Genomic DNA, 18,582 nt, shown 5'->3' on the forward strand with positions numbered 1-18,582 from the left:
CGCAGCATGGAACCGATCAAAGTTGGCCTGTTGGGCTTCGGCACCGTCGGCAGCGGCACCTTCACGGTGCTGCACCGCAACCAGGAAGAAATCAAACGACGCGCGGGGCGCGGCATCGAGGTCGCGCGCATTGCCGTGCGCAACCCGGCCAAGGCGCAGGCGGCGCTCGGCGCGCACGCCGGCACCGCGCAGATCACCGACGATTTCAACGCGGTCGTCGACGATCCGTCGATCGCGATCATCGCCGAGATGATCGGCGGCACGGGCATCGCGCGCGAGCTCGTGCTGCGCGCGATCGCGAACGGCAAGCACGTCGTGACGGCGAACAAGGCGCTGCTCGCGGTGCACGGCACCGAGATCTTCGAGGCCGCGCGCGAGAAGGGCGTGATGGTCGCGTTCGAGGCGGCCGTCGCCGGCGGCATCCCGATCATCAAGGCGCTGCGCGAAGGCCTGACCGCGAACCGCATCCAGTACATCGCCGGCATCATCAACGGCACGACGAACTACATCCTGTCGGAAATGCGCGACCGCGGGCTCGACTTCGCGACCGCGCTGAAGGCGGCGCAAGAGCTCGGCTACGCGGAAGCTGATCCGACCTTCGACATCGAAGGCGTCGACGCCGCGCACAAGGCGACGATCATGAGCGCGATCGCGTTCGGCGTGCCGGTGCAGTTCGACCGCGCGTACGTCGAGGGCATCAGCAAGCTCGACGCGACCGACATCCGCTACGCGGAAGAGCTCGGTTACCGGATCAAGCTGCTCGGCATCGCGCGCCGCGCCGCCAACGGCATCGAGCTGCGCGTGCACCCGACGCTGATCCCGGAAAAGCGCCTGCTCGCGAACGTCGAGGGCGCGATGAACGCGGTCGTCGTGCACGGCGATGCGGTCGGCACGACGCTGTACTACGGCAAGGGCGCGGGCGCGGAGCCGACCGCATCGGCCGTCGTCGCGGATCTCGTCGACGTCACGCGCCTGCATACGGCCGACCCCGAGCATCGCGTGCCGCATCTCGCGTTCCAGCCGGACAGCCTGTCGAACACGCCGATTCTGCCGATCGAGGAAGTGACGAGCGGCTATTACCTGCGCCTGCGCGTGGCCGACCAGACCGGCGTGCTGGCCGCGATCACGCGCATCCTCGCCGAATCGGGCATCTCGATCGACGCGCTGCTGCAGAAGGAATCGGAGCAGATCGACGGCGCGAACGGCGAAACCGACATCATCCTGATCACGCACGAGACGGTCGAGAAGAACGTCAATGCGGCGATCGCGCAAATCGAGAGCCTCGCGACCGTCGTGTCGAAGGTGACGAAGCTGCGCATGGAAGCGCTGAACTGAGGACCAGGAACGACATGAACTACATCTCCACGCGCGGCGCCGGCATCGGCGAGCGCCATACGTTCTCCGACATCCTGCTCGGCGGTCTCGCGAAGGACGGCGGGCTCTACCTGCCGGCCGAATACCCGAAGGTGTCCGCCGACGAGCTCGCGCGCTGGCGCACGCTGTCGTACGCGGATCTCGCGTTCGAGATCCTGTCGAAGTTCTGCGACGACGTGCCGGCTGACGACCTGCGCGCGATCACCCGCCGCACGTACACGGCTGCCGTGTACAGCAACACGCGCCACGGCGAGAACGCGTCCGACATCACGCCGCTGAAGACGCTCGGCACCGAGCACGGCACGGCGCTGTCGCTGCTCGAACTGTCGAACGGCCCGACGCTCGCGTTCAAGGACATGGCGATGCAGCTGCTCGGCAACCTGTTCGAGTACACGCTCGCGAAGCACGGCGAAGCGCTGAACATCCTCGGTGCGACGTCGGGCGATACCGGCAGCGCGGCCGAATACGCGATGCGCGGCAAGGCCGGCGTGCGCGTGTTCATGCTGTCGCCGCACAAGAAGATGAGCGCGTTCCAGACGGCGCAGATGTTCAGCCTGCAGGATCCGAACATTTTCAACCTCGCGGTCGAAGGCGTGTTCGACGACTGCCAGGACATCGTGAAGGCGGTGTCGAACGATCACGCGTTCAAGGCGCAGCAGAAGATCGGCACGGTCAACTCGATCAACTGGGCGCGCGTTGTCGCGCAGGTCGTGTACTACTTCAAGGGCTACTTCGCGGCGACGCAGTCCAACGACGAGCGCGTGTCGTTCACGGTGCCGTCGGGCAACTTCGGCAACGTCTGCGCGGGCCACATCGCGCGGATGATGGGGCTGCCGATCGCGAAGCTGGTGGTCGCGACCAACGAGAACGACGTGCTCGACGAGTTCTTCCGCACCGGCGCATACCGCGTGCGCAGCGCCGAGCACACGTATCACACGAGCAGCCCGAGCATGGACATCTCGAAGGCATCGAACTTCGAGCGCTTCGTGTTCGACCTGCTCGGCCGCGATCCGGCCCGCGTGATGCAACTGTTCCGCGACGTCGAGGAGAAGGGCGGCTTCGATCTCGCGGCGAGCGGCGATTTCGCGCGCGTCGCCGAATTCGGTTTCGTGTCGGGCCGCAGCAGCCACGCCGACCGCATCGCGACGATCCGCGACGTGTTCTCGCGCTACGACACGATGATCGATACGCATACGGCCGACGGCGTGAAGGTCGCGCGCGAGCATCTGGAGGCCGGCGTGCCGATGGTCGTGCTCGAGACGGCGCAGCCGATCAAGTTCGGCGAGACGATCCGCGAAGCGCTCGATCGCGAAGCCGAGCGGCCGGCCGCATTCGACGGGCTCGAGGCGCTGCCGCAGCGCTTCGAGGTCGTGAAGGCCGACGCGCAGCAGGTGAAGGACTTCATCGCCGCCCATACGGGCGCATGACGCACGGCCGGGCCCGCGGGCCCGGTGGCGCAGGACGGCCGGAATGCCGATTCGTCGAACGGATCGGGGTTCCGGCCGTTTCGTTTGGCCCGCGGACATCGCTCGCGGCGCGAAACAAGTGCCAGACCCGCACGTTCGCGCCGATCACAGTCTTCGCATGCTCGCCATATCGCGCGTGCGCTTAGCGGCGTCGCTACAATGACGTATTGATTCCAACGATCCCCGATTCCATCGATGTCGAACCCGAATCCCGCGGCGCCGCGTGCGCCGATGCTGTCGACCGCCGAGGCGCTCGCCGCGCTGCTCGATGCCGCGAAGCCGCTGCCCGGCGCCGAAACCGTCGCGACGCTCGACGCGCTCGGCCGCGTGCTGGCGGCCGACGTGAGCTCGCCGCTCGACGTGCCGCCGATGCATACGAGCGCGATGGACGGCTATGCGGTGCGCGTCGCCGACCTGCTGCACGGTGATCGGCGCTTGCCGGTGTCGCAGCGCATTCCGGCCGGGCATCCGGCCGCGCCGCTTGCAGCCGGCACGGCCGCGCGGATCTTCACCGGCGCGACGGTGCCGCCCGGCGCCGACGCCGTCGTGATGCAGGAGCAGACGTCGGCCGACGGTGACGCGGTCGAGATCCTGCACACGCCGAAGGCCGGCGAATGGATCACCGCGCAGGGCGCGGACATTCGTCAGGGTTCGGTGATCCTGGCGGCCGGTACGCGGCTCACGCCGCAGGCGCTGGGTCTTGCCGCATCGGTCGGCTGCGCGCAGCTGTCGGTCGCGCGGAAGATTCGTGTGGCGGTGTTCTTCACCGGCGACGAACTGACGATGCCGGGCGAGCCGCTGAAGCCCGGCGCGATCTACAACTCGAACCGCTTCACGCTGCGCGGGCTGCTCGAGCGGCTCGGCTGCCACGTGACCGACTACGGGATCGTGCCCGACTCGCTGGCCGCGACGCGCGACACGCTGCGCGAGGCCGCCCGCGATCACGACGTGATCCTGACGAGCGGCGGCGTGTCGGTCGGCGACGAGGATCACGTGAAGCCGGCCGTCGAAGCCGAAGGGCGGCTCGCGCTATGGCAGATCGCGATGAAGCCCGGCAAGCCGCTCGCGTACGGCGCGGTGCGCCGCGGCGACGCGCGCGCCGACGCGCACTTCATCGGGCTGCCCGGCAACCCCGTGTCGAGCTTCGTCACGTTCCTGCTGTTCGTGCGGCCGTTCCTGCTGCGCCTGTCCGGTGTGCGCGACGTCGCCCCGCGCGCGTTGTCGCTGCGGGCCGATTTTTCGCAGAGCAAGGGCGACCGGCGCAACGAATTCCTGCGTGCGCGCGTCAATGCGGCCGGCGGCCTCGAGCTGTTTCCGAACCAGAGCTCGGCCGTGCTGACGTCGACGGTCTGGGGCGACGGCCTGATCGACAATCCGCCGCAGCATGTGATCAGCGCAGGCGAGACCGTGCGTTTCATTCCGTTTTCCGAATTGCTGTCGTAACGCGGCGGCTCCCCGAACCATGAAGATTCAGCTGAAATTCTTTGCAAGCGTGCGCGAGGCGCTGGGCGTCGCCGACGAACAGGCCGACGTGCCGGACAGCGTGACGACCGTCGGCGACGTGCGCGCGTGGCTGCGCGTGCGCGGCGGCGCGTGGGCCGACACGCTCGCCGAAGGGCGCGCGTTGCGGATGGCCTGCAACCACGAGATGACCGATCCCGACACGCGGCTCACCGAAGGCTGCGAGGTCGCGTTCTTCCCGCCGGTAACGGGCGGCTGAGGCGCGGGTCATGGCGACGATACGAGTCCAGACCGACGATTTCGACCTGAATGCCGAAGTGGCGGCATTGCGTGCGCGCAACCCGAAGATCGGTGCGGTTGCGTGCTTCGTCGGCACGGTGCGCGACCTGAACGAAGGCGATGCGGTCGCCGCGATGGAGCTGGAGCACTACCCGGGCATGACCGAGAAGGCGCTCGAGAAGATCGCCGCTGAGGCGGGCCGGCGCTGGCCGGGCATCGACGTCGCGATCGTGCATCGCGTCGGCAGGCTGCTGCCGCTCGACCAGATCGTGATGGTCGCGACGGTCGCGTCGCACCGCGGCGATGCGTTCGCGTCGTGCGAGTTCGTGATGGATTATCTGAAGACCGAAGCGCCGTTCTGGAAGAAGGAAACGACGCCGGACGGCGAGCGCTGGGTCGATGCGCGCAGTACCGACGACGCGGCGCTCGCGCGCTGGGGCGTCGAGTCGGGCAACACGCGGCGCTGAGTGCGGTGCCCCGGGCGATGCGGCGACGTGCCGCATGCGCGTCGTCGTCGCGCGTGACGGGCGTTAAGCGTCCGGGTCGACGCCGCGCCCGATGATCTTCGTCGGGAACGGCTCGCCGCGGGGCTCGCCGCGGGCGCGCGACGGCAACGCATGCGGATCGTCGCCCGTGTCGCGGCGGCGCGGCGCGATCGCGTCGAGCAGCGCCTGCTGCTCGGGCGGAATCCGGTAGTCCCAGCCGAACCGGCTCAACTGCAGGCTCTGCGCGATCCGCAGCGCGGGTTCCATGAAACGGATCGCCGCGGGCGGCGCGTAGCGCGCGTCGACGGTCTTCAGGAACAGCGACAGCCAGCGGCTGAAATGGGCCGGCTCGATGCCGTCGAGCGGCTGGTGTGCCTGCTGCACGTTGCCGCGATAGCCCTTGGTGCCGAGCACGAGGCTCGACCAGAACGTCACCATCTTCGGCAGATGATCGTCCCAGCGGCCGGCGAGCTTCGCATCGAACACGGGCCCGAGCAGCGGATCGGCGCGCACGCGGTCGTAGAACGCGTAGACGAGATCGCGGATGTTGTCTTCGGTCGGTTCGGCGTCGCGCGGGCGGGCCGGTACGGTGTCGGGCGAGGCGGGCAGGGCAGTCATGACAAAAAGGGCCGGTGGATCGGGGCAGCGACGCGGCGCCGCCGCGGGCAACGAGCAGGACGCCGGCGGGATTTTGACGCAAAATAGCGTCCTGTACCCCCTGGAAAACGTGCAGATATCACGCATCTTATTGTGCGCACGCGATTCCGGCAACCGGGGCCGCGCCAAGGCGCCGTCAATCGGCCCTGCACGCATCGCGATCGGCCCGCCTCGCGTAATCGGGGCACGATCGATCTTTTCCGTATTCGCTCATGAGACTCACCGACTACACCGACTATTCGCTGCGCGTGATGTTGTACCTGGCCGTGCGCGGCGAGGGGCTGGCGACGATCCAGGAGATCTCGGACGCCTACGGCATCTCGAAGAACCATCTGATGAAAGTCGTCCAGCAGCTCGGCGAACTGGGCTGGGTCGACACCGTTCGCGGCCGCAACGGTGGCCTGCGGCTGTTCGCCGATTCGCTGCAGCTGACGGTCGGCCAGGTCGTGCGGGCGACCGAAAACGACTTCGCGCTGGTCGGCTGCTTTTCGCCCGACGGCGGCGAGTCGCGCGGCTGCGTGATCGAGCCGCAGTGCCGGCTGAAGGGCGTGCTGGCGGCCGCACGCGATGCGTTCTTCGCGGAACTCGATCGTCACACGCTCGGCGAACTGACCGAGCCCGCGTCGCCGCTCGCGGCGCTGCTCGGCATCCGTCCGGTCGCGCTCATGCGTGCCGCGCCGGTGCCGGACGAAGCGCCGGCAGCCGCCGAGCCGTCGTCCAAGGCCCACTGACGCGCGGCCGCCATAGGCCGCACGGGCCGCACGCCCACTCCCTTGCGCCGCCGCGCCGTTTTCAGGCGATCCGGCAATTTTTGCGCTGAATCAACCCGAATTTCGCTTGAAAGCCGCATAACCATCCTCATCTTGGTGTTAATCGAAAATTGGAGGTCTCGACTAAATGAGAATCGACAAGCTCACCACCAAGTTCCAGGAAGCACTCGCGGACGCGCAAAGCCTCGCGGCAGGCCGCGACAATCAATACATCGAACCCGTTCACGTCCTCGCGGCGCTGGTCGCGCAGCAGGACGGTTCGGCCCGCTCGCTGATGTCGCGCGCGGGCGTTCACGTGCAGGCGCTGCAAGGCGCGCTGAACGAAGCCATTTTGCGCCTGCCGCAAGTGACGGGCACGGGCGGCGACATCCAGATCGGCCGTGAGTTGGCCGGGCTGCTGAACCAGGCCGACAAGGAAGCGCAGAAGCTCAACGACACGTTCATCGCGAGCGAGATGTTCCTGCTCGCCGTGTCCGACGACAAGGGCGACGCCGGCAAGCTCGCGCGCCAGCACGGCCTCACGCGCAAGTCGCTCGAAGCCGCGATCGCCGCGGTGCGCGGCGGCTCGCAGGTGCACAGCCAGGACGCGGAAAGCCAGCGCGAGGCGCTGAAGAAATACACGGTCGACCTGACCGAGCGCGCCCGCGCGGGCAAGCTCGATCCGGTGATCGGCCGCGACGACGAAATCCGCCGCTCGATCCAGATCCTGCAGCGCCGCACCAAGAACAACCCGGTGCTGATCGGCGAGCCGGGCGTCGGCAAGACCGCGATCGTCGAAGGGCTCGCGCAGCGGATCGTCAACGGCGAAGTGCCCGAGACGCTGAAGGGCAAGCGCGTGCTGTCGCTCGACATGGCCGCGCTGCTCGCCGGCGCGAAGTATCGCGGCGAGTTCGAGGAACGCCTGAAGGCGGTGCTCAACGACATCGCGAAGGACGAAGGCCGGACGATCGTCTTCATCGACGAGATCCACACGATGGTCGGCGCGGGCAAGGCCGAAGGCGCGATGGACGCGGGCAACATGCTGAAGCCGGCGCTGTCGCGCGGCGAGCTGCACTGCATCGGCGCGACCACGCTCGACGAATACCGCAAGTACATCGAGAAGGATGCCGCGCTCGAACGCCGCTTCCAGAAGGTGCTCGTCGACGAGCCGAGCGTCGAGGCGACGATCGCGATCCTGCGCGGGCTGCAGGAGAAGTACGAACTGCATCACGGTGTCGACATCACCGACCCGGCGATCGTCGCCGCGGCCGAGCTGTCGCATCGCTACATCACCGACCGCTTCCTGCCCGACAAGGCGATCGACCTGATCGACGAAGCCGCTTCGAAGATCAAGATGGAAATCGATTCGAAGCCCGAAGAGATGGACAAGCTCGACCGTCGCCTGATCCAGCTGAAGATCGAGCGCGAAGCGGTGAAGAAGGAGCAGGACGAAGCGTCGCAGAAGCGTCTGCAGCTGATCGAGGAAGAGATCGACCGCCTCGGCCGCGAATATGCGGACCTGGAAGAGATCTGGACCGCCGAGAAGGCCGCGGTGCAGGGCAGCGCGCAGCTCAAGGAAGAGATCGAGAAGGTGCGCGCCGACATCGCGCGCCTGCAGCGTGAAGGCAAGCTGGAGAAGGTCGCCGAGCTGCAGTACGGCAAGCTGCCGCAGCTCGAGGCGCAACTGAAGCAGGTCACGCAGGCCGAAGAGCAGGAGCAGCACAACCCGACGCGTCCGCGCCTGCTGCGCACGCAGGTCGGCGCCGAGGAAATCGCGGAAGTCGTGTCGCGTTCGACGGGCATTCCCGTGTCGCGGATGATGCAGGGCGAACGCGAGAAGCTGCTGCACATCGAGGAAAAGCTGCACGAGCGCGTGGTCGGCCAGGACGAGGCGATCAGCGCGGTGGCCGATGCGATCCGTCGTTCGCGCGCGGGTCTCGCCGATCCGAACCGTCCGTACGGCTCGTTCCTGTTCCTCGGCCCGACGGGTGTCGGCAAGACCGAGCTGTGCAAGGCGCTGGCGTCGTTCCTGTTCGATTCGGAAGAGCACCTGATCCGCATCGACATGAGCGAGTTCATGGAGAAGCACAGCGTCGCGCGGCTGATCGGCGCGCCGCCGGGCTATGTCGGCTACGAGGAAGGCGGCTACCTGACGGAAGCCGTGCGCCGCAAGCCGTACAGCGTGATCCTGCTCGACGAGATCGAGAAGGCGCATCCGGACGTGTTCAACGTGCTGCTGCAGGTGCTCGACGACGGTCGCATGACCGACGGGCAGGGGCGTACGGTCGACTTCAAGAACACGGTGATCGTGATGACGTCGAACCTCGGCTCGCAGGTGATCCAGGCGATGACTGGCGCACCGCAGGACGAGATCAAGGACGCGGTGTGGCTCGAGGTGAAGCAGCATTTCCGCCCCGAGTTCCTGAACCGGATCGACGACGTCGTCGTGTTCCATGCGCTCGACCGCAGCAACATCGAGTCGATCGCGAAGATCCAGCTCGCGCGCCTGCACGACCGGCTCGCGAAGCTCGACATGGCGCTCGACGTGTCGCCCGCGGCGCTCGAGCAGATCGCGAAGGTCGGCTACGATCCGGTGTTCGGCGCGCGGCCGCTGAAGCGCGCGATCCAGCAGGAGATCGAGAACCCGGTCGCGAAGCTGATCCTCGCCGGCCGCTTCGGTCCGAAGGACGTGATCCCGGTCGACGTCAACGACGGCCAGTTCGTGTTCGACCGCGTCGTTCACTGATCGCCGGCCATCGGCAGCGTGCCCGGTTCGCACCGGGCGCGCAAAAACGAACACCCCGCCTCGGCGGGGTGTTTGCTTATGGAGCGGCCGAACGGGCCGCCCGATGGCGGTGGTCAGCCCTGCTTGTTGCCGCCGAACATGCCGGCGAGCTGCGTGAGCGTGCCGAGCACGTTCGACGTGTCGACCTGGCCGCCGGCCGGCACTTCGCCGTTCGGCGTCGCGCCGTTGACGACGTGCGGCAGCACCTGCGCGAGGATCGACGAGGCCTGCGACGGATCGATGCCGACCTTGCTCGCGAGCGAGCCGACGACGTCCGAGCCGAGCACGTTCTGCAGCGTGTCCGGCGAGATCGGCTGGTTTTCGCCGGTGCCGACCCACGAACCGATGACGTCGCCGGCGCCGCCGGCCTTGAACTTCTCGATCAGCCCGTTCAGGCCGCCCGGCTGGTTGTTGATGAATTCGAGCGCGGTGGTGATCAGCGCGCTTTGCGAGTTGCCGCCGGCCTGGCCGCCGAGCAGACCGCCAACGATGTCGAGGAGACCCATGGTTCTTCACCTTCACTGAAAAGGGCGCCGTGACGACGGCGCCCGTTGAACGAATGCCACGCGCACGCCGTCGCGCGCGCGGCGCACATCAGGCGCCCGACGCCGCGGCGGCGGAGGCGGCCTTGTCCTTCTTGCTCTTCTTCTTCGAACCCTTCGCCGCCTTCGCGGACGACGCAGGCGCCGCTGCGCTCGCACCCGCGTCGGCGGATGCCGCGGCAGCCGCTGCCGCCTTTTCCTTCTTCGATGCGCGCTTGGTCTTGGCCGGCTTGGCGGCCGCGTCCGGTGCGCTGGCCGCCGGCGCGGGCGCCGCGGTCGTCGTGCCGGCCGTCGCGGTCGTGGACGTCGACGCGGTGCCGGCCGACGTCGTGGTCGACGTGGTCGCGGACGTCGTCGCGGCCGGCTTCGACAGCTTCACGCCCTTCGGCGGCGTCGACGCGCCGCCGATCGTCAGGCCGTTTTCCTCGAGATGCCCGACCGACTTCGTGCCGAGACCCTTCACGCGGTTCGCGAGATCGTCGGCGTCCTTGAACGGGCCGTTCTTGGTGCGTTCGTCGATGATCGCCTTCGACTTCACGGGCCCGAGCCCCTTCACGGATTCGAGCGCGGCCTGGTCGGCCGTGTTGACTTCGACGGCTGCGGCGAGGCCGGCGGCAAGCGACAGCGACAGCGCGACGAACAGCATCAGCAGCTTTTTCAGCATGGCAAAGGCTCCCTGGTTCTGACGGATGAATGGTTGTTGCAACGGACGGCCGGGCGCGAGCTGGCCGGGCGTCGCCGTTAAGCATAGGACAAATGCGTGCCCTTTTTGAGACAGGCTGACCGAATCTTGCTGAAGGCTTGCGGTGCTGTAAAGGCCGAAACCGGTGCCGGGCGGTGATTTTGACGATTCTTTACGGTATCGCGGGGTGTCGCCGGGTGCGGCGGACGTATCGCGCGTGAACGCCGCACTGGCCGTCACACAATGCTTGACTTAGAGTGAACTCTAACTCCTAACCTTGTTCCTGCCATGTCGAAAACCGTATCCCAACCCTCCGCCGCCGGTCCGCTGACGATCGGGCAAGTCGCCGAACTGACGGGCGTGTCGACGCATACGCTGCGGTATTACGAGCAGGCCGGCCTGCTGCGCGCGATTTCGCGCACGGCGGCCGGGCACCGGCTCTATGCGCCGGCCGACCTTGACTGGCTGGCCTTCGTGATGCGCCTGAAGGCGACCGGCATGCCGATCGCGCAGATGCAGGCGTTCGCGGTGCTGCGCGAGCAGGGCGCGTCGACGTTCGGCGCGCGGCGCGACTTGCTGGTCGCGCATCGCGACGCGGTGCGCGCGCATATCGCGGAGCTGCAGGCGAGCCTCGACGCGATCGGCGACAAGATCGCGTACTACGAGGCGCAGGAACGGGAAACGGAACGACGGGCGAAATCTTCTCACCCTTTATCGGAACAGGACGGACACGATGGAACGACTCGTTGAGGATCGCTACACGCGCGGCTGGAACAAGCTCAAGGAAATCGACGGCGAAGCGGGCGAACGCGTGATCGCGGCGCTTGCGCCGATCGCGCCGGACTTCGGGCGGCTCCTGGTCGAATTCAGCTTCGGCGACATCTACAGCCGGCCGCAACTCGACCTGAAGGCGCGCGAAATCGCGACGATCGCCGCGCTGGCCGCGCTCGGCAACGCGCAGCCGCAACTGAAGGTGCATATCGAGGCCGCGCTGAACGTCGGCTGCACGCGCGACGAGATCGTCGAGGTGTTCATGCAGATGGCCGTGTATGCGGGGATGCCGGCCGCGCTCAACGCGCTGTTCGCCGCGCACGAGGTGTTCACGCGGCGCGACGAAGCGGCCGGCGCGGCGGACCACCCGAACGAAGCGGCCGGACAGCCCGCATGACGCAGCGAGCGCCCGCGCGTCACGCGCGGTGCGGCGCGACGATCCGGTACTTCGCGATGCGCCGGTACAGCGTCGCGCGCGACATGCCGAGCGCCTGCGCGGCCGCGTCGGGCCGCCAGCGATGCGCGGTGAGCGCGGCGACGATGCGGCCGCGTTCGTCGTCGGGCAGCGCGCCCGCCGGGGCGCCGCCGAGTTGCGCGGCGAGGTCGGCCGGCAGGTCGCGCCGCGTCACGCGCGCGGCGTCGCACACCGCGCACGCATAGCGCAGCACGTTGCGCAGTTGCCGCACGTTGCCCGGCCATGGGTACGCGGCGAGCTGTTCGGCGAGCGTCGCGTCGAGCGTGAGCACGTGGCCGGTCGCCTGCGCTTCCTCGGCAAAGACGGCGGCGATCACGTCGCGCACGTCCGCGCGTTCGCGCAGCGGCGGCAGGTCGAACGTCGCGCCGCTCAACCGGTAGTACAGATCTTCGCGGAACGTGTCGTCCGCGACCATCCGCGCGAGATCGCGGTGCGTCGCGCAGATCACGTCGAGATCGACGCGCACCGGCGTATCGCTGCCGAGCGGCACGACCTCGCCGTCGGCCAGCACGCGCAACAGGCGCGTCTGCAGCGCGAGCGGCATGTCGCCGATTTCATCGAGAAACAGCGTGCCGCCGTCGGCGAGCGCGATCTTGCCGCGCGCGCCGTGCTTGCGTGCGCCGGTGAACGCGCCTGCCGCATAACCGAACAGTTCGCTCTCGATCAGCGCCTCCGGCAGCGCGCCGCAGTTGACGGCGACGAACGGTCGCGCGCGCCGCGCGCCAGCGTCGTGGATCGCGCGGGCGAACACTTCCTTGCCCGCGCCGGTTTCGCCGAGCACGAGGATCGGCAGCCGCTTGCTCGCGACGCGCAGCGCGAGTTCGGCCTGTTGCGCGATGCGCGCATCGCTGCTGTGCAGGAACGGCGTCAGCGCGCCGACGTGACGCGGTGCGGCGGTGCCCGGGCGGCGCGACGCCGCGCCGGGTTCGCGGCCGGCGCGCCGTAGCGGCGCGCGCAGCCGCGCATAGAGTGGGGCGCCGGTCGCACGCACCCGCAGCGCGACGATGGCATCGAGCCGTGCGGCGTCGCGCAGCGGCATCTCGGTCGCATCGAAGATCTCGTCGATATGGCGCGGCTCGCGCAGCGCCGGCAGCGCGTCGCGCGCGTGCCGGTTCGCGGCGACGATGTTGCCGCATTCGTCGAACGCGATCAGCCACTCGGGCTGCGCCTCGACGTAGTGACGGTTTGGATGCCCGAACAATATCCAGTGCTGCGCGGTGCTGTGCACGAAGTAGCCGTCCTCGATCAGCGCCGCGCTCTGCCGCACGAGCTGGTAGACGAGGCGCTGGCTGTCGCGGCCGTCGGGCGAATGCACGGCCGACGCGTCGAGCACGCCGATCAGTTCGCCGCCCGGCGAGAAGATCGGTGCGGCGCTGCACGTGAGCGTCGTGAACGCCGCGCGAAAGTGATCGGTCTTGTGCACGGTGATCGGCGCGAGATCGGTCAGCACGCTCGCGACGCCGCACGTTCCTTCCTCGCTTTCCGACCAGCACGAGCCGATGTGCAGCCCCGCATGACGGAAGTCGTTGCGGCGTTCGCGGTCGATCCGGTAGTCGATCGTCACGCCGTGCGCGTCGGTCAGCATCACGCAGTAGTCGGCGACGCGGATCATGTCGTGCAGCCGCGTCAGGCACTGGCCCGACGCGCGCAGGAAGGCTTCCTCCTTGTCGCGCACTTCGCGCAGTTCCGCCGCGGTCAGCACGCGCGGGCCGATCGACGAAGCGGGGTCGAGACGGTAGCGCTCCAGCGACCGTTGCCATGACGACACGAGGCGCGCGGAATCGGCCGGCGCGGGCAGGCGTCCGGCGAGCGCACCGAGGACACGGTCGGCGTGCTGGGCCTGGGGGACGGCGTAGGGCATGGTCGGCTCCGGTTCCGTACGGCGGGGATGTCGCTGTTCTTGTAGCACATCCGGTCCGGCGGATCACATTGCATCGCAGCACGCGGCGCGCGTGAGACGGTCGTCTCACCGGTATCGCCGCGTCTCGCGCAGTTGAGACGGCCGCATGCGTGGCGCGCGGCGCTCGTCCGGCAGATCGTCGCGCGCGCGGCGCCGCGTGAATACGGGGTTTGCGGGCGAAACGCCGCGCATACGCAGGTGGAGCGGCGATCGCGTTGCCGTATCGGCGACGTGAGACGTCCCGGCGAATTTGCCGCGCGCTGCATCGTCACGGCCACGGAGTCCGAACCCGCGCATGCCCGCCGCGCCAGTGCGGACGCGGGTTTCGCGGCCATCGCATGCACGATGGCACGCCGCTTGCAGAAATGACGGGCAAGCCGGCGCGATCGCGTCGGCGACGACGATCCGCCGCCCGTCGATGGCGGCGGACGAAACAGGCGGGGCCGGCGCGCGCCAATGCGCCGGCCCTGCCGACTGGATGGAGACGAATCCGTGACGACGCCCGTTACCGTCGGCGTGATCGCGAACCCCGCATCGGGGCGCGACATCCGCCGCCTCACGACGCATGCCTCCGTGTTCCCGACCGCGGAGAAGGCGAACATGATCGTGCGCCTGCTGGCCGGCCTCGGCGCGATGGGCGTCGAGCGCGTGCTGACGCTGCGCGACCGCACGGGCATCGCGACGCTGCTGCTGCGCGCGATCGACACGCATCGCGCGGTCGCGCCGCACGAGCGCTGGCCCCAGGTCGAATTCGTCGACCTGCCGATCACCGATTCCGTCGCCGACACGCAGGCCGGCGCGGCCTATCTGCACCGGATGGAAGTGGCGCTGATCGTCGTGCTCGGCGGCGACGGCACCCATCGCGCGGTGGCCGCGCATTGCGGCGCGACGCCGCTCGTCGCGCTGTCCACCGGCACCAACAATGCGTTTCCCGAACACCGCGAGGCGACCGTCGCCGGTGTCGCCGCAGGGCTCGCGGCGACCGGCGCCGTGCCGGCCGAGGTCGCGTTCGTGCGCAACAAGCGGCTCGTCGTGCGCTGCGTCGCGGGCGCGCAGCCGGGGCGCGAGGAGATCGCGCTGGTCGACGTGTGCGCCGCGCGGCAGCGCTTCATCGGCGCGCGCGCGATCTCCGGCTCCGACGACATCGACTCGCTCTACCTGACCTTCGCGGAACCGGACGGCATCGGCCTGTCCGCGCTCGGCGGCGCGTGGGCGCCGCTCGAACGCAGCGCACCGCACGGGCTCGCGATGCGCTTCGCGCCAGCCGGCAACGCGACCGGCACGCCGCTCGTCGCGCCGATCGCGCCGGGGCGCGTCGACCGTGTCGTGATGCGCAGTTGCGAGCGGCTCGAACCGGGCGCGTGGCACGCGATTCCGTTCGAGCGCGGCACGCTCGCGTTCGACGGCGAGCGCGAGATCGAGGTCGTGCGCGGCGATCGTTACGAGATTTCGCTCGACTGGCGCGGACCGTTGACGGTCGACGTCGGCCGCACGCTGCGCTACGCGTCGTCGCGGCAACTGCTGCGCGATGCCGGTGCGCGGCACGACTGATACGCCGGTTTGACGAAGACGTTTCGCGATCCATAACGATCATCACGGAGACATTGCCATGACAGCCCCTCTCGAAGGACTGGTCGCCATCGTCACGGGCGGCGCGCGCGGCATCGGCCGCGGCATCGCGCTGACGCTGGCCGGCGGCTTCACGTTCCACTGACGGCCGCAGGCCGTGCAATCCGCCGCCACGGCGTGGCCGGGGCGGCATTCGCAGTCAGACCTACCCAGGAGACACACATGACCGCTTCGACACAGCTCAGCAGGGACACGCTGCTGGACGCCTACCGGCTGATGCGCACGATCCGCGAATTCGAGGAACGCCTGCACGTCGAATTCGCGACCGGCGAGATTCCCGGCTTCGTTCACCTGTACGCGGGCGAGGAGGCGTCCGCCGTCGGCACGATCCTGCACCTCGGCCTCGACGACTACGTGGCCACCACGCACCGCGGCCACGGCCATTGCATCGCGAAGGGCGTCGACGTGCACGGGATGATGGCCGAGATCTACGGCAAGAAGACGGGCGTCTGCCACGGCAAGGGCGGCTCGATGCACATCGCCGACCTCGCGATGGGGATGCTCGGCGCGAACGGGATCGTCGGCGCGGGCGGCCCGCTCGTGTGCGGCGCGGCGCTCGCGGCCAAGCACAAGAAGACGGGCGGCGTCGGCGTGTGCTTCTTCGGCGACGGCGCGTCGAACCAGGGCGTGATCTTCGAATCGATGAACCTCGCGTCGGTGTGGCGGCTGCCCGCGATCTTCGTCGCCGAAAACAACGGCTATGCGGAAGCGACGTCGTCGAGCTGGTCGGTCGCGACCGACAACATCGCCGATCGCGCGAACGGGTTCGGGATGCCGGGCGTGATCGTCGACGGCTTCGACTTCTTCGCGGTGCACGAGGCGCTCGGCGAGGCCGTCGAGCGTGCGCGCAACGGCGGCGGCCCGACGCTCGTCGAAGTGAAGTTCACGCGCTACTTCGGCCACTTCGAGGGCGATGCGCAAACCTACCGGGCGCCGGGCGAAGTGCAGAAGCTGCGCGACGAGAAGGACTGCCTGAAGCATTTCGAAACGCGCGTCGTGCGCGCCGAAGCGCTGACGACCGCCGAGCTGCGCGCGGTCGATGCGCAGGTGAAGGCGCTGATCGACGACGCGGTCGCGCAGGCGAAGGCCGCGCCGCTGCCGGATGCGGCCGACCTGCTGACCGACGTCTACGTGTCGTATCCGTGAGCGCGGGCTGACCCCGCAGCCGGCACGGCGAACCGAACATTCCAGGAGACAGACATGGCAAGGAAGATCACTTATTCGCAGGCGATCAACGAGGCGCTCGCGCAGGAAATGGCGCGCGACGACAGCGTGATCGTGATGGGCGAGGACAACGCGGGCGGCGCGGGCGCGCCGGGCGAGGACGACGCATGGGGCGGCGTGCTCGGCGTGACGAAGGGGCTGTTCCACAAGTTTCCGGGCCGCGTGCTCGATACGCCGCTGTCGGAGGGCGGCTACATCGGCGCGGCGGTCGGCGCGGCCGCGTGCGGGATGCGGCCCGTCGCGGAACTGATGTTCATCGATTTCATGGGCGTGTGCTTCGACCAGATCTTCAACCAGGCCGCAAAATTCCGCTACATGTTCGGCGGCAAGGCCGTGACGCCGGTCGTGATCCGCGCGATGTACGGCGCCGGCCTGCGCGCGGCCGCGCAGCACTCGCAGATGCTCACGTCGCTGTTCACGCACATCCCGGGGCTGAAGGTCGTGTGCCCGTCGACGCCGTACGACGCGAAGGGGCTCCTGATCCAGGCGATCCGCGACAACGATCCCGTGATCTTCCTCGAACACAAGCTGCTCTATACCCGTGAGGGCGACGTACCGGAGGAATCCTATGCGATTCCGTTCGGCGAGGCGAACGTGCTGCGCGACGGCGACGACGCGACGATCGTCACGTACGGCCGCATGGTGCATCTCGCAATGGACGCGGCCGCGACGCTCGCCAAGGACGGCATCCAGTGCGACGTGATCGACCTGCGCACGACGTCGCCGCTCGACGAGGAAACGATCCTCGAAAGCGCCGAGCGCACCGGGCGCGTGGTGGTGGTCGACGAAGCGAACCCGCGCTGCTCGATCGCGACCGACATCGCCGCGCTCGTCGCGCAGCGCGCGTTCCATTCGCTGAAGGCGCCGATCGAACTCGTGACCGCGCCGCATACGCCCACGCCGTTCGCCGGCGTGCTGGAAGACCTGTACATCCCGTCCGCCGATGCGATCGCGCAGGCGGTACTCAAGACGAGGAGCTGACACGATGTCGATTCACATGATCACGATGCCCAAGTGGGGGCTGTCGATGGAGCAGGGGCAGGTCAACGGCTGGCTGAAGGCGATCGGCGAGCGCGTGACGAAGGGCGACGAGGTGCTCGACGTCGAGACCGACAAGATCTCGTCGGGCGTCGAATGCGCGTTCGACGGCACGCTGCGCCGGCAGGTCGCGCAGGAGGGCGAGACGCTGCCGGTCGGCGCGCTGCTCGGCGTGGTCGCGGCCGCCGATGCGAGCGACGCCGACATCGATGCGGCGATCGCCGACTTCCAGCGCGATTTCGTGCCGAGCGCGGCGTCCGACGACGCGGCCGGCCCGCAGCCGGAGAAGGCGCAGATCGGCGGCCGTACGATCCGTTATCTGAAACTGGGCGACGGTTCGGACACGCCGGCCGTGCTGATCCATGGCTTCGGCGGCGACCTGAACAACTGGCTGTTCAATCACGCGGAGCTCGCCGCGCATCGGCCGGTGTGGGCGCTCGACCTGCCGGGCCACGGCGAATCGGCCAAGGCGGTCGAGAACGGCAGCCTCGACGAGCTGGCCGACACGGTGCTCGCGCTGCTCGATGCGCAGCACATCGAGCACGCGCACCTGATCGGCCATTCGATGGGCGGTGCAGTCGCGATGACGGTGGCCGAGCGCGCGCCGCAGCGCGTCGCATCGCTGACGCTGATCGCGAGCGCCGGGCTCGGCGCCGACATCAACCGCGCGTACATCGACGGCTTCGTCGCCGGCAACAGCCGCAACACGCTGAAGCCGCATCTCGGCGCGCTGTTCGCGGACAACGCGCTGGTCACGCGGCAGCTCGTCGAGGATCTCGTCAAGTACAAACGGCTCGAAGGCGTGCAGGCCGCGCTGGAGAAGATCGCGAACGCCGCGTTCGACGGCGCGACCCAGCGCCGCGTGTTCCGTGAGCGCATCGCGTCGCTGGCGCCGCGCACGCTCGTGATCTGGGGCGAGCGCGACCAGGTGATTCCCGCGCGGCATGCACAGGGCTTGCCGGACGGCGTGCGCGCCGAGGTGATCGCCGGCAGCGGCCACATGGTGCAGATGGAGGCGGCCGCCGACGTGAACAGCCTGATCGTCGCATTCCTCGGAGACTGACG

Annotated in this window: 17 protein-coding genes and 1 pseudogene; 14 read left to right on the top strand and 4 right to left on the bottom strand. The window is 68.7% G+C overall.

Going from position 1 to position 18,582, the window contains the following annotated elements; translation table 11 throughout:
• Positions 1-6 precede the first annotated feature (6 nt).
• The 5 genes from HWX14_RS01835 to HWX14_RS01855 all read left to right on the top strand — a co-directional run bounded on the left by HWX14_RS01835 (position 7) and on the right by HWX14_RS01855 (position 5,047).
• Positions 7-1,335: a homoserine dehydrogenase gene (locus HWX14_RS01835; protein ID WP_175881311.1), complete on the top strand. Its 1,329-nt coding sequence runs from the start codon at positions 7-9 to the stop codon at positions 1,333-1,335.
• A 14-nt stretch (positions 1,336-1,349) separates the two neighbouring features.
• Positions 1,350-2,801 (top strand): threonine synthase, encoded by a 1,452-nt coding sequence (gene thrC, locus HWX14_RS01840; RefSeq protein ID WP_175881312.1) that lies wholly within the window; start codon positions 1,350-1,352, stop codon positions 2,799-2,801.
• 234 nt (positions 2,802-3,035) lie between these two features.
• Positions 3,036-4,283, top strand: a complete 1,248-nt coding sequence (glp, locus tag HWX14_RS01845) for a gephyrin-like molybdotransferase Glp (protein ID WP_175881313.1) — start codon at positions 3,036-3,038, stop codon at positions 4,281-4,283.
• Between the two features lie 19 nt (positions 4,284-4,302).
• Entirely contained in the window at positions 4,303-4,560 is a 258-nt protein-coding gene (gene moaD / locus HWX14_RS01850) for a molybdopterin converting factor subunit 1 (protein WP_175881314.1), read from the top strand.
• Between the two features lie 10 nt (positions 4,561-4,570).
• Positions 4,571-5,047 (top strand): molybdenum cofactor biosynthesis protein MoaE, encoded by a 477-nt coding sequence (locus tag HWX14_RS01855; RefSeq protein ID WP_175881315.1) that lies wholly within the window; start codon positions 4,571-4,573, stop codon positions 5,045-5,047.
• 63 nt (positions 5,048-5,110) lie between these two features.
• On the opposite strand, the gene HWX14_RS01860 is transcribed toward HWX14_RS01855, so the two are convergent.
• A complete protein-coding gene (locus HWX14_RS01860) occupies positions 5,111-5,683 on the bottom strand; it encodes a group III truncated hemoglobin (RefSeq protein ID WP_175881316.1) in 573 nt (190 codons plus the stop codon).
• A gap of 251 nt (positions 5,684-5,934) precedes the next feature.
• Between HWX14_RS01860 and HWX14_RS01865 the strand changes: the two genes are divergently transcribed.
• Both HWX14_RS01865 and clpB read left to right on the top strand, forming a co-directional pair.
• On the top strand, positions 5,935-6,453 hold the full coding sequence (locus tag HWX14_RS01865; RefSeq protein ID WP_175881317.1) for an Rrf2 family transcriptional regulator: 519 nt from the start codon (positions 5,935-5,937) through the stop codon (positions 6,451-6,453).
• Positions 6,454-6,619: 166 nt separating this feature from the next.
• Entirely contained in the window at positions 6,620-9,217 is a 2,598-nt protein-coding gene (clpB, locus tag HWX14_RS01870) for an ATP-dependent chaperone ClpB (protein ID WP_175881318.1), read from the top strand.
• Positions 9,218-9,330: 113 nt separating this feature from the next.
• Here the strand turns inward: clpB and HWX14_RS01875 are convergent, their stop codons facing one another.
• On the bottom strand, positions 9,331-9,762 hold the full coding sequence (locus tag HWX14_RS01875; RefSeq protein ID WP_175881319.1) for a YidB family protein: 432 nt from the start codon (positions 9,760-9,762) through the stop codon (positions 9,331-9,333).
• 88 nt (positions 9,763-9,850) lie between these two features.
• The gene (locus HWX14_RS01880) at positions 9,851-10,462 is read right to left on the bottom strand and encodes a helix-hairpin-helix domain-containing protein (RefSeq protein WP_175881320.1); all 612 of its coding nucleotides are present in this window, start codon (positions 10,460-10,462) and stop codon (positions 9,851-9,853) included.
• A gap of 306 nt (positions 10,463-10,768) precedes the next feature.
• On the opposite strand from HWX14_RS01880, the gene HWX14_RS01885 reads away from it, so the two are divergent.
• A complete protein-coding gene (locus tag HWX14_RS01885; RefSeq protein ID WP_175881321.1) occupies positions 10,769-11,230 on the top strand; it encodes a MerR family transcriptional regulator in 462 nt (153 codons plus the stop codon).
• Positions 11,214-11,648 (top strand): carboxymuconolactone decarboxylase family protein, encoded by a 435-nt coding sequence (locus HWX14_RS01890; RefSeq protein WP_175881322.1) that lies wholly within the window; start codon positions 11,214-11,216, stop codon positions 11,646-11,648. The genes HWX14_RS01885 and HWX14_RS01890 overlap by 17 nt, the downstream gene beginning before the upstream one ends.
• A 19-nt stretch (positions 11,649-11,667) precedes the next feature.
• On the opposite strand, the gene HWX14_RS01895 is transcribed toward HWX14_RS01890, so the two are convergent.
• Positions 11,668-13,587 (bottom strand): sigma-54-dependent Fis family transcriptional regulator, encoded by a 1,920-nt coding sequence (locus tag HWX14_RS01895; protein ID WP_175881323.1) that lies wholly within the window; start codon positions 13,585-13,587, stop codon positions 11,668-11,670.
• Positions 13,588-14,118: 531 nt separating this feature from the next.
• Here HWX14_RS01895 and HWX14_RS01900 point away from each other — a divergent pair.
• The 5 genes and pseudogenes from HWX14_RS01900 to HWX14_RS01920 all read left to right on the top strand — a co-directional run bounded on the left by HWX14_RS01900 (position 14,119) and on the right by HWX14_RS01920 (position 18,580).
• Complete coding sequence (locus tag HWX14_RS01900) at positions 14,119-15,177, top strand: NAD(+)/NADH kinase (protein ID WP_175881324.1); 1,059 nt, start codon at positions 14,119-14,121, stop codon at positions 15,175-15,177.
• A gap of 58 nt (positions 15,178-15,235) precedes the next feature.
• A pseudogene (locus tag HWX14_RS01905) lies at positions 15,236-15,322 on the top strand (SDR family NAD(P)-dependent oxidoreductase); the annotation flags it as partial.
• A 95-nt stretch (positions 15,323-15,417) separates the two neighbouring features.
• Positions 15,418-16,401: a thiamine pyrophosphate-dependent dehydrogenase E1 component subunit alpha gene (locus tag HWX14_RS01910; RefSeq protein ID WP_175881325.1), complete on the top strand. Its 984-nt coding sequence runs from the start codon at positions 15,418-15,420 to the stop codon at positions 16,399-16,401.
• Between the two features lie 54 nt (positions 16,402-16,455).
• Positions 16,456-17,460 carry an alpha-ketoacid dehydrogenase subunit beta gene (locus tag HWX14_RS01915; protein ID WP_175881326.1) on the top strand — a complete coding sequence of 335 codons (1,005 nt, stop codon included), beginning with the start codon at positions 16,456-16,458 and terminating at the stop codon, positions 17,458-17,460.
• 4 nt (positions 17,461-17,464) lie between these two features.
• Positions 17,465-18,580 (top strand): acetoin dehydrogenase dihydrolipoyllysine-residue acetyltransferase subunit, encoded by a 1,116-nt coding sequence (locus HWX14_RS01920; RefSeq protein WP_175881327.1) that lies wholly within the window; start codon positions 17,465-17,467, stop codon positions 18,578-18,580.
• Positions 18,581-18,582 lie beyond the last annotated feature (2 nt).

The sequence above is a fragment of the Burkholderia sp. BCC0044 genome, assembly GCF_902832955.1.
Lineage (GTDB): Bacteria > Pseudomonadota > Gammaproteobacteria > Burkholderiales > Burkholderiaceae > Burkholderia.

What these genes read in the sequence shown, in the direction of transcription:
- HWX14_RS01835 (WP_175881311.1), top strand. Translation starts at nt 7, where the DNA reads ATGGAACCGATCAAAGTTGGCCTGTTGGGCTTCGGCACCGTCGGCAGC.
- thrC (WP_175881312.1), top strand. Translation starts at nt 1,350, where the DNA reads ATGAACTACATCTCCACGCGCGGCGCCGGCATCGGCGAGCGCCATACG.
- glp (WP_175881313.1), top strand. Translation starts at nt 3,036, where the DNA reads ATGTCGAACCCGAATCCCGCGGCGCCGCGTGCGCCGATGCTGTCGACC.
- moaD (WP_175881314.1), top strand. Translation starts at nt 4,303, where the DNA reads ATGAAGATTCAGCTGAAATTCTTTGCAAGCGTGCGCGAGGCGCTGGGC.
- HWX14_RS01855 (WP_175881315.1), top strand. Translation starts at nt 4,571, where the DNA reads ATGGCGACGATACGAGTCCAGACCGACGATTTCGACCTGAATGCCGAA.
- HWX14_RS01860 (WP_175881316.1), bottom strand. Translation starts at nt 5,683, where the DNA reads ATGACTGCCCTGCCCGCCTCGCCCGACACCGTACCGGCCCGCCCGCGC.
- HWX14_RS01865 (WP_175881317.1), top strand. Translation starts at nt 5,935, where the DNA reads ATGAGACTCACCGACTACACCGACTATTCGCTGCGCGTGATGTTGTAC.
- clpB (WP_175881318.1), top strand. Translation starts at nt 6,620, where the DNA reads ATGAGAATCGACAAGCTCACCACCAAGTTCCAGGAAGCACTCGCGGAC.
- HWX14_RS01875 (WP_175881319.1), bottom strand. Translation starts at nt 9,762, where the DNA reads ATGGGTCTCCTCGACATCGTTGGCGGTCTGCTCGGCGGCCAGGCCGGC.
- HWX14_RS01880 (WP_175881320.1), bottom strand. Translation starts at nt 10,462, where the DNA reads ATGCTGAAAAAGCTGCTGATGCTGTTCGTCGCGCTGTCGCTGTCGCTT.
- HWX14_RS01885 (WP_175881321.1), top strand. Translation starts at nt 10,769, where the DNA reads ATGTCGAAAACCGTATCCCAACCCTCCGCCGCCGGTCCGCTGACGATC.
- HWX14_RS01890 (WP_175881322.1), top strand. Translation starts at nt 11,214, where the DNA reads ATGGAACGACTCGTTGAGGATCGCTACACGCGCGGCTGGAACAAGCTC.
- HWX14_RS01895 (WP_175881323.1), bottom strand. Translation starts at nt 13,587, where the DNA reads ATGCCCTACGCCGTCCCCCAGGCCCAGCACGCCGACCGTGTCCTCGGT.
- HWX14_RS01910 (WP_175881325.1), top strand. Translation starts at nt 15,418, where the DNA reads ATGACCGCTTCGACACAGCTCAGCAGGGACACGCTGCTGGACGCCTAC.
- HWX14_RS01915 (WP_175881326.1), top strand. Translation starts at nt 16,456, where the DNA reads ATGGCAAGGAAGATCACTTATTCGCAGGCGATCAACGAGGCGCTCGCG.
- HWX14_RS01920 (WP_175881327.1), top strand. Translation starts at nt 17,465, where the DNA reads ATGTCGATTCACATGATCACGATGCCCAAGTGGGGGCTGTCGATGGAG.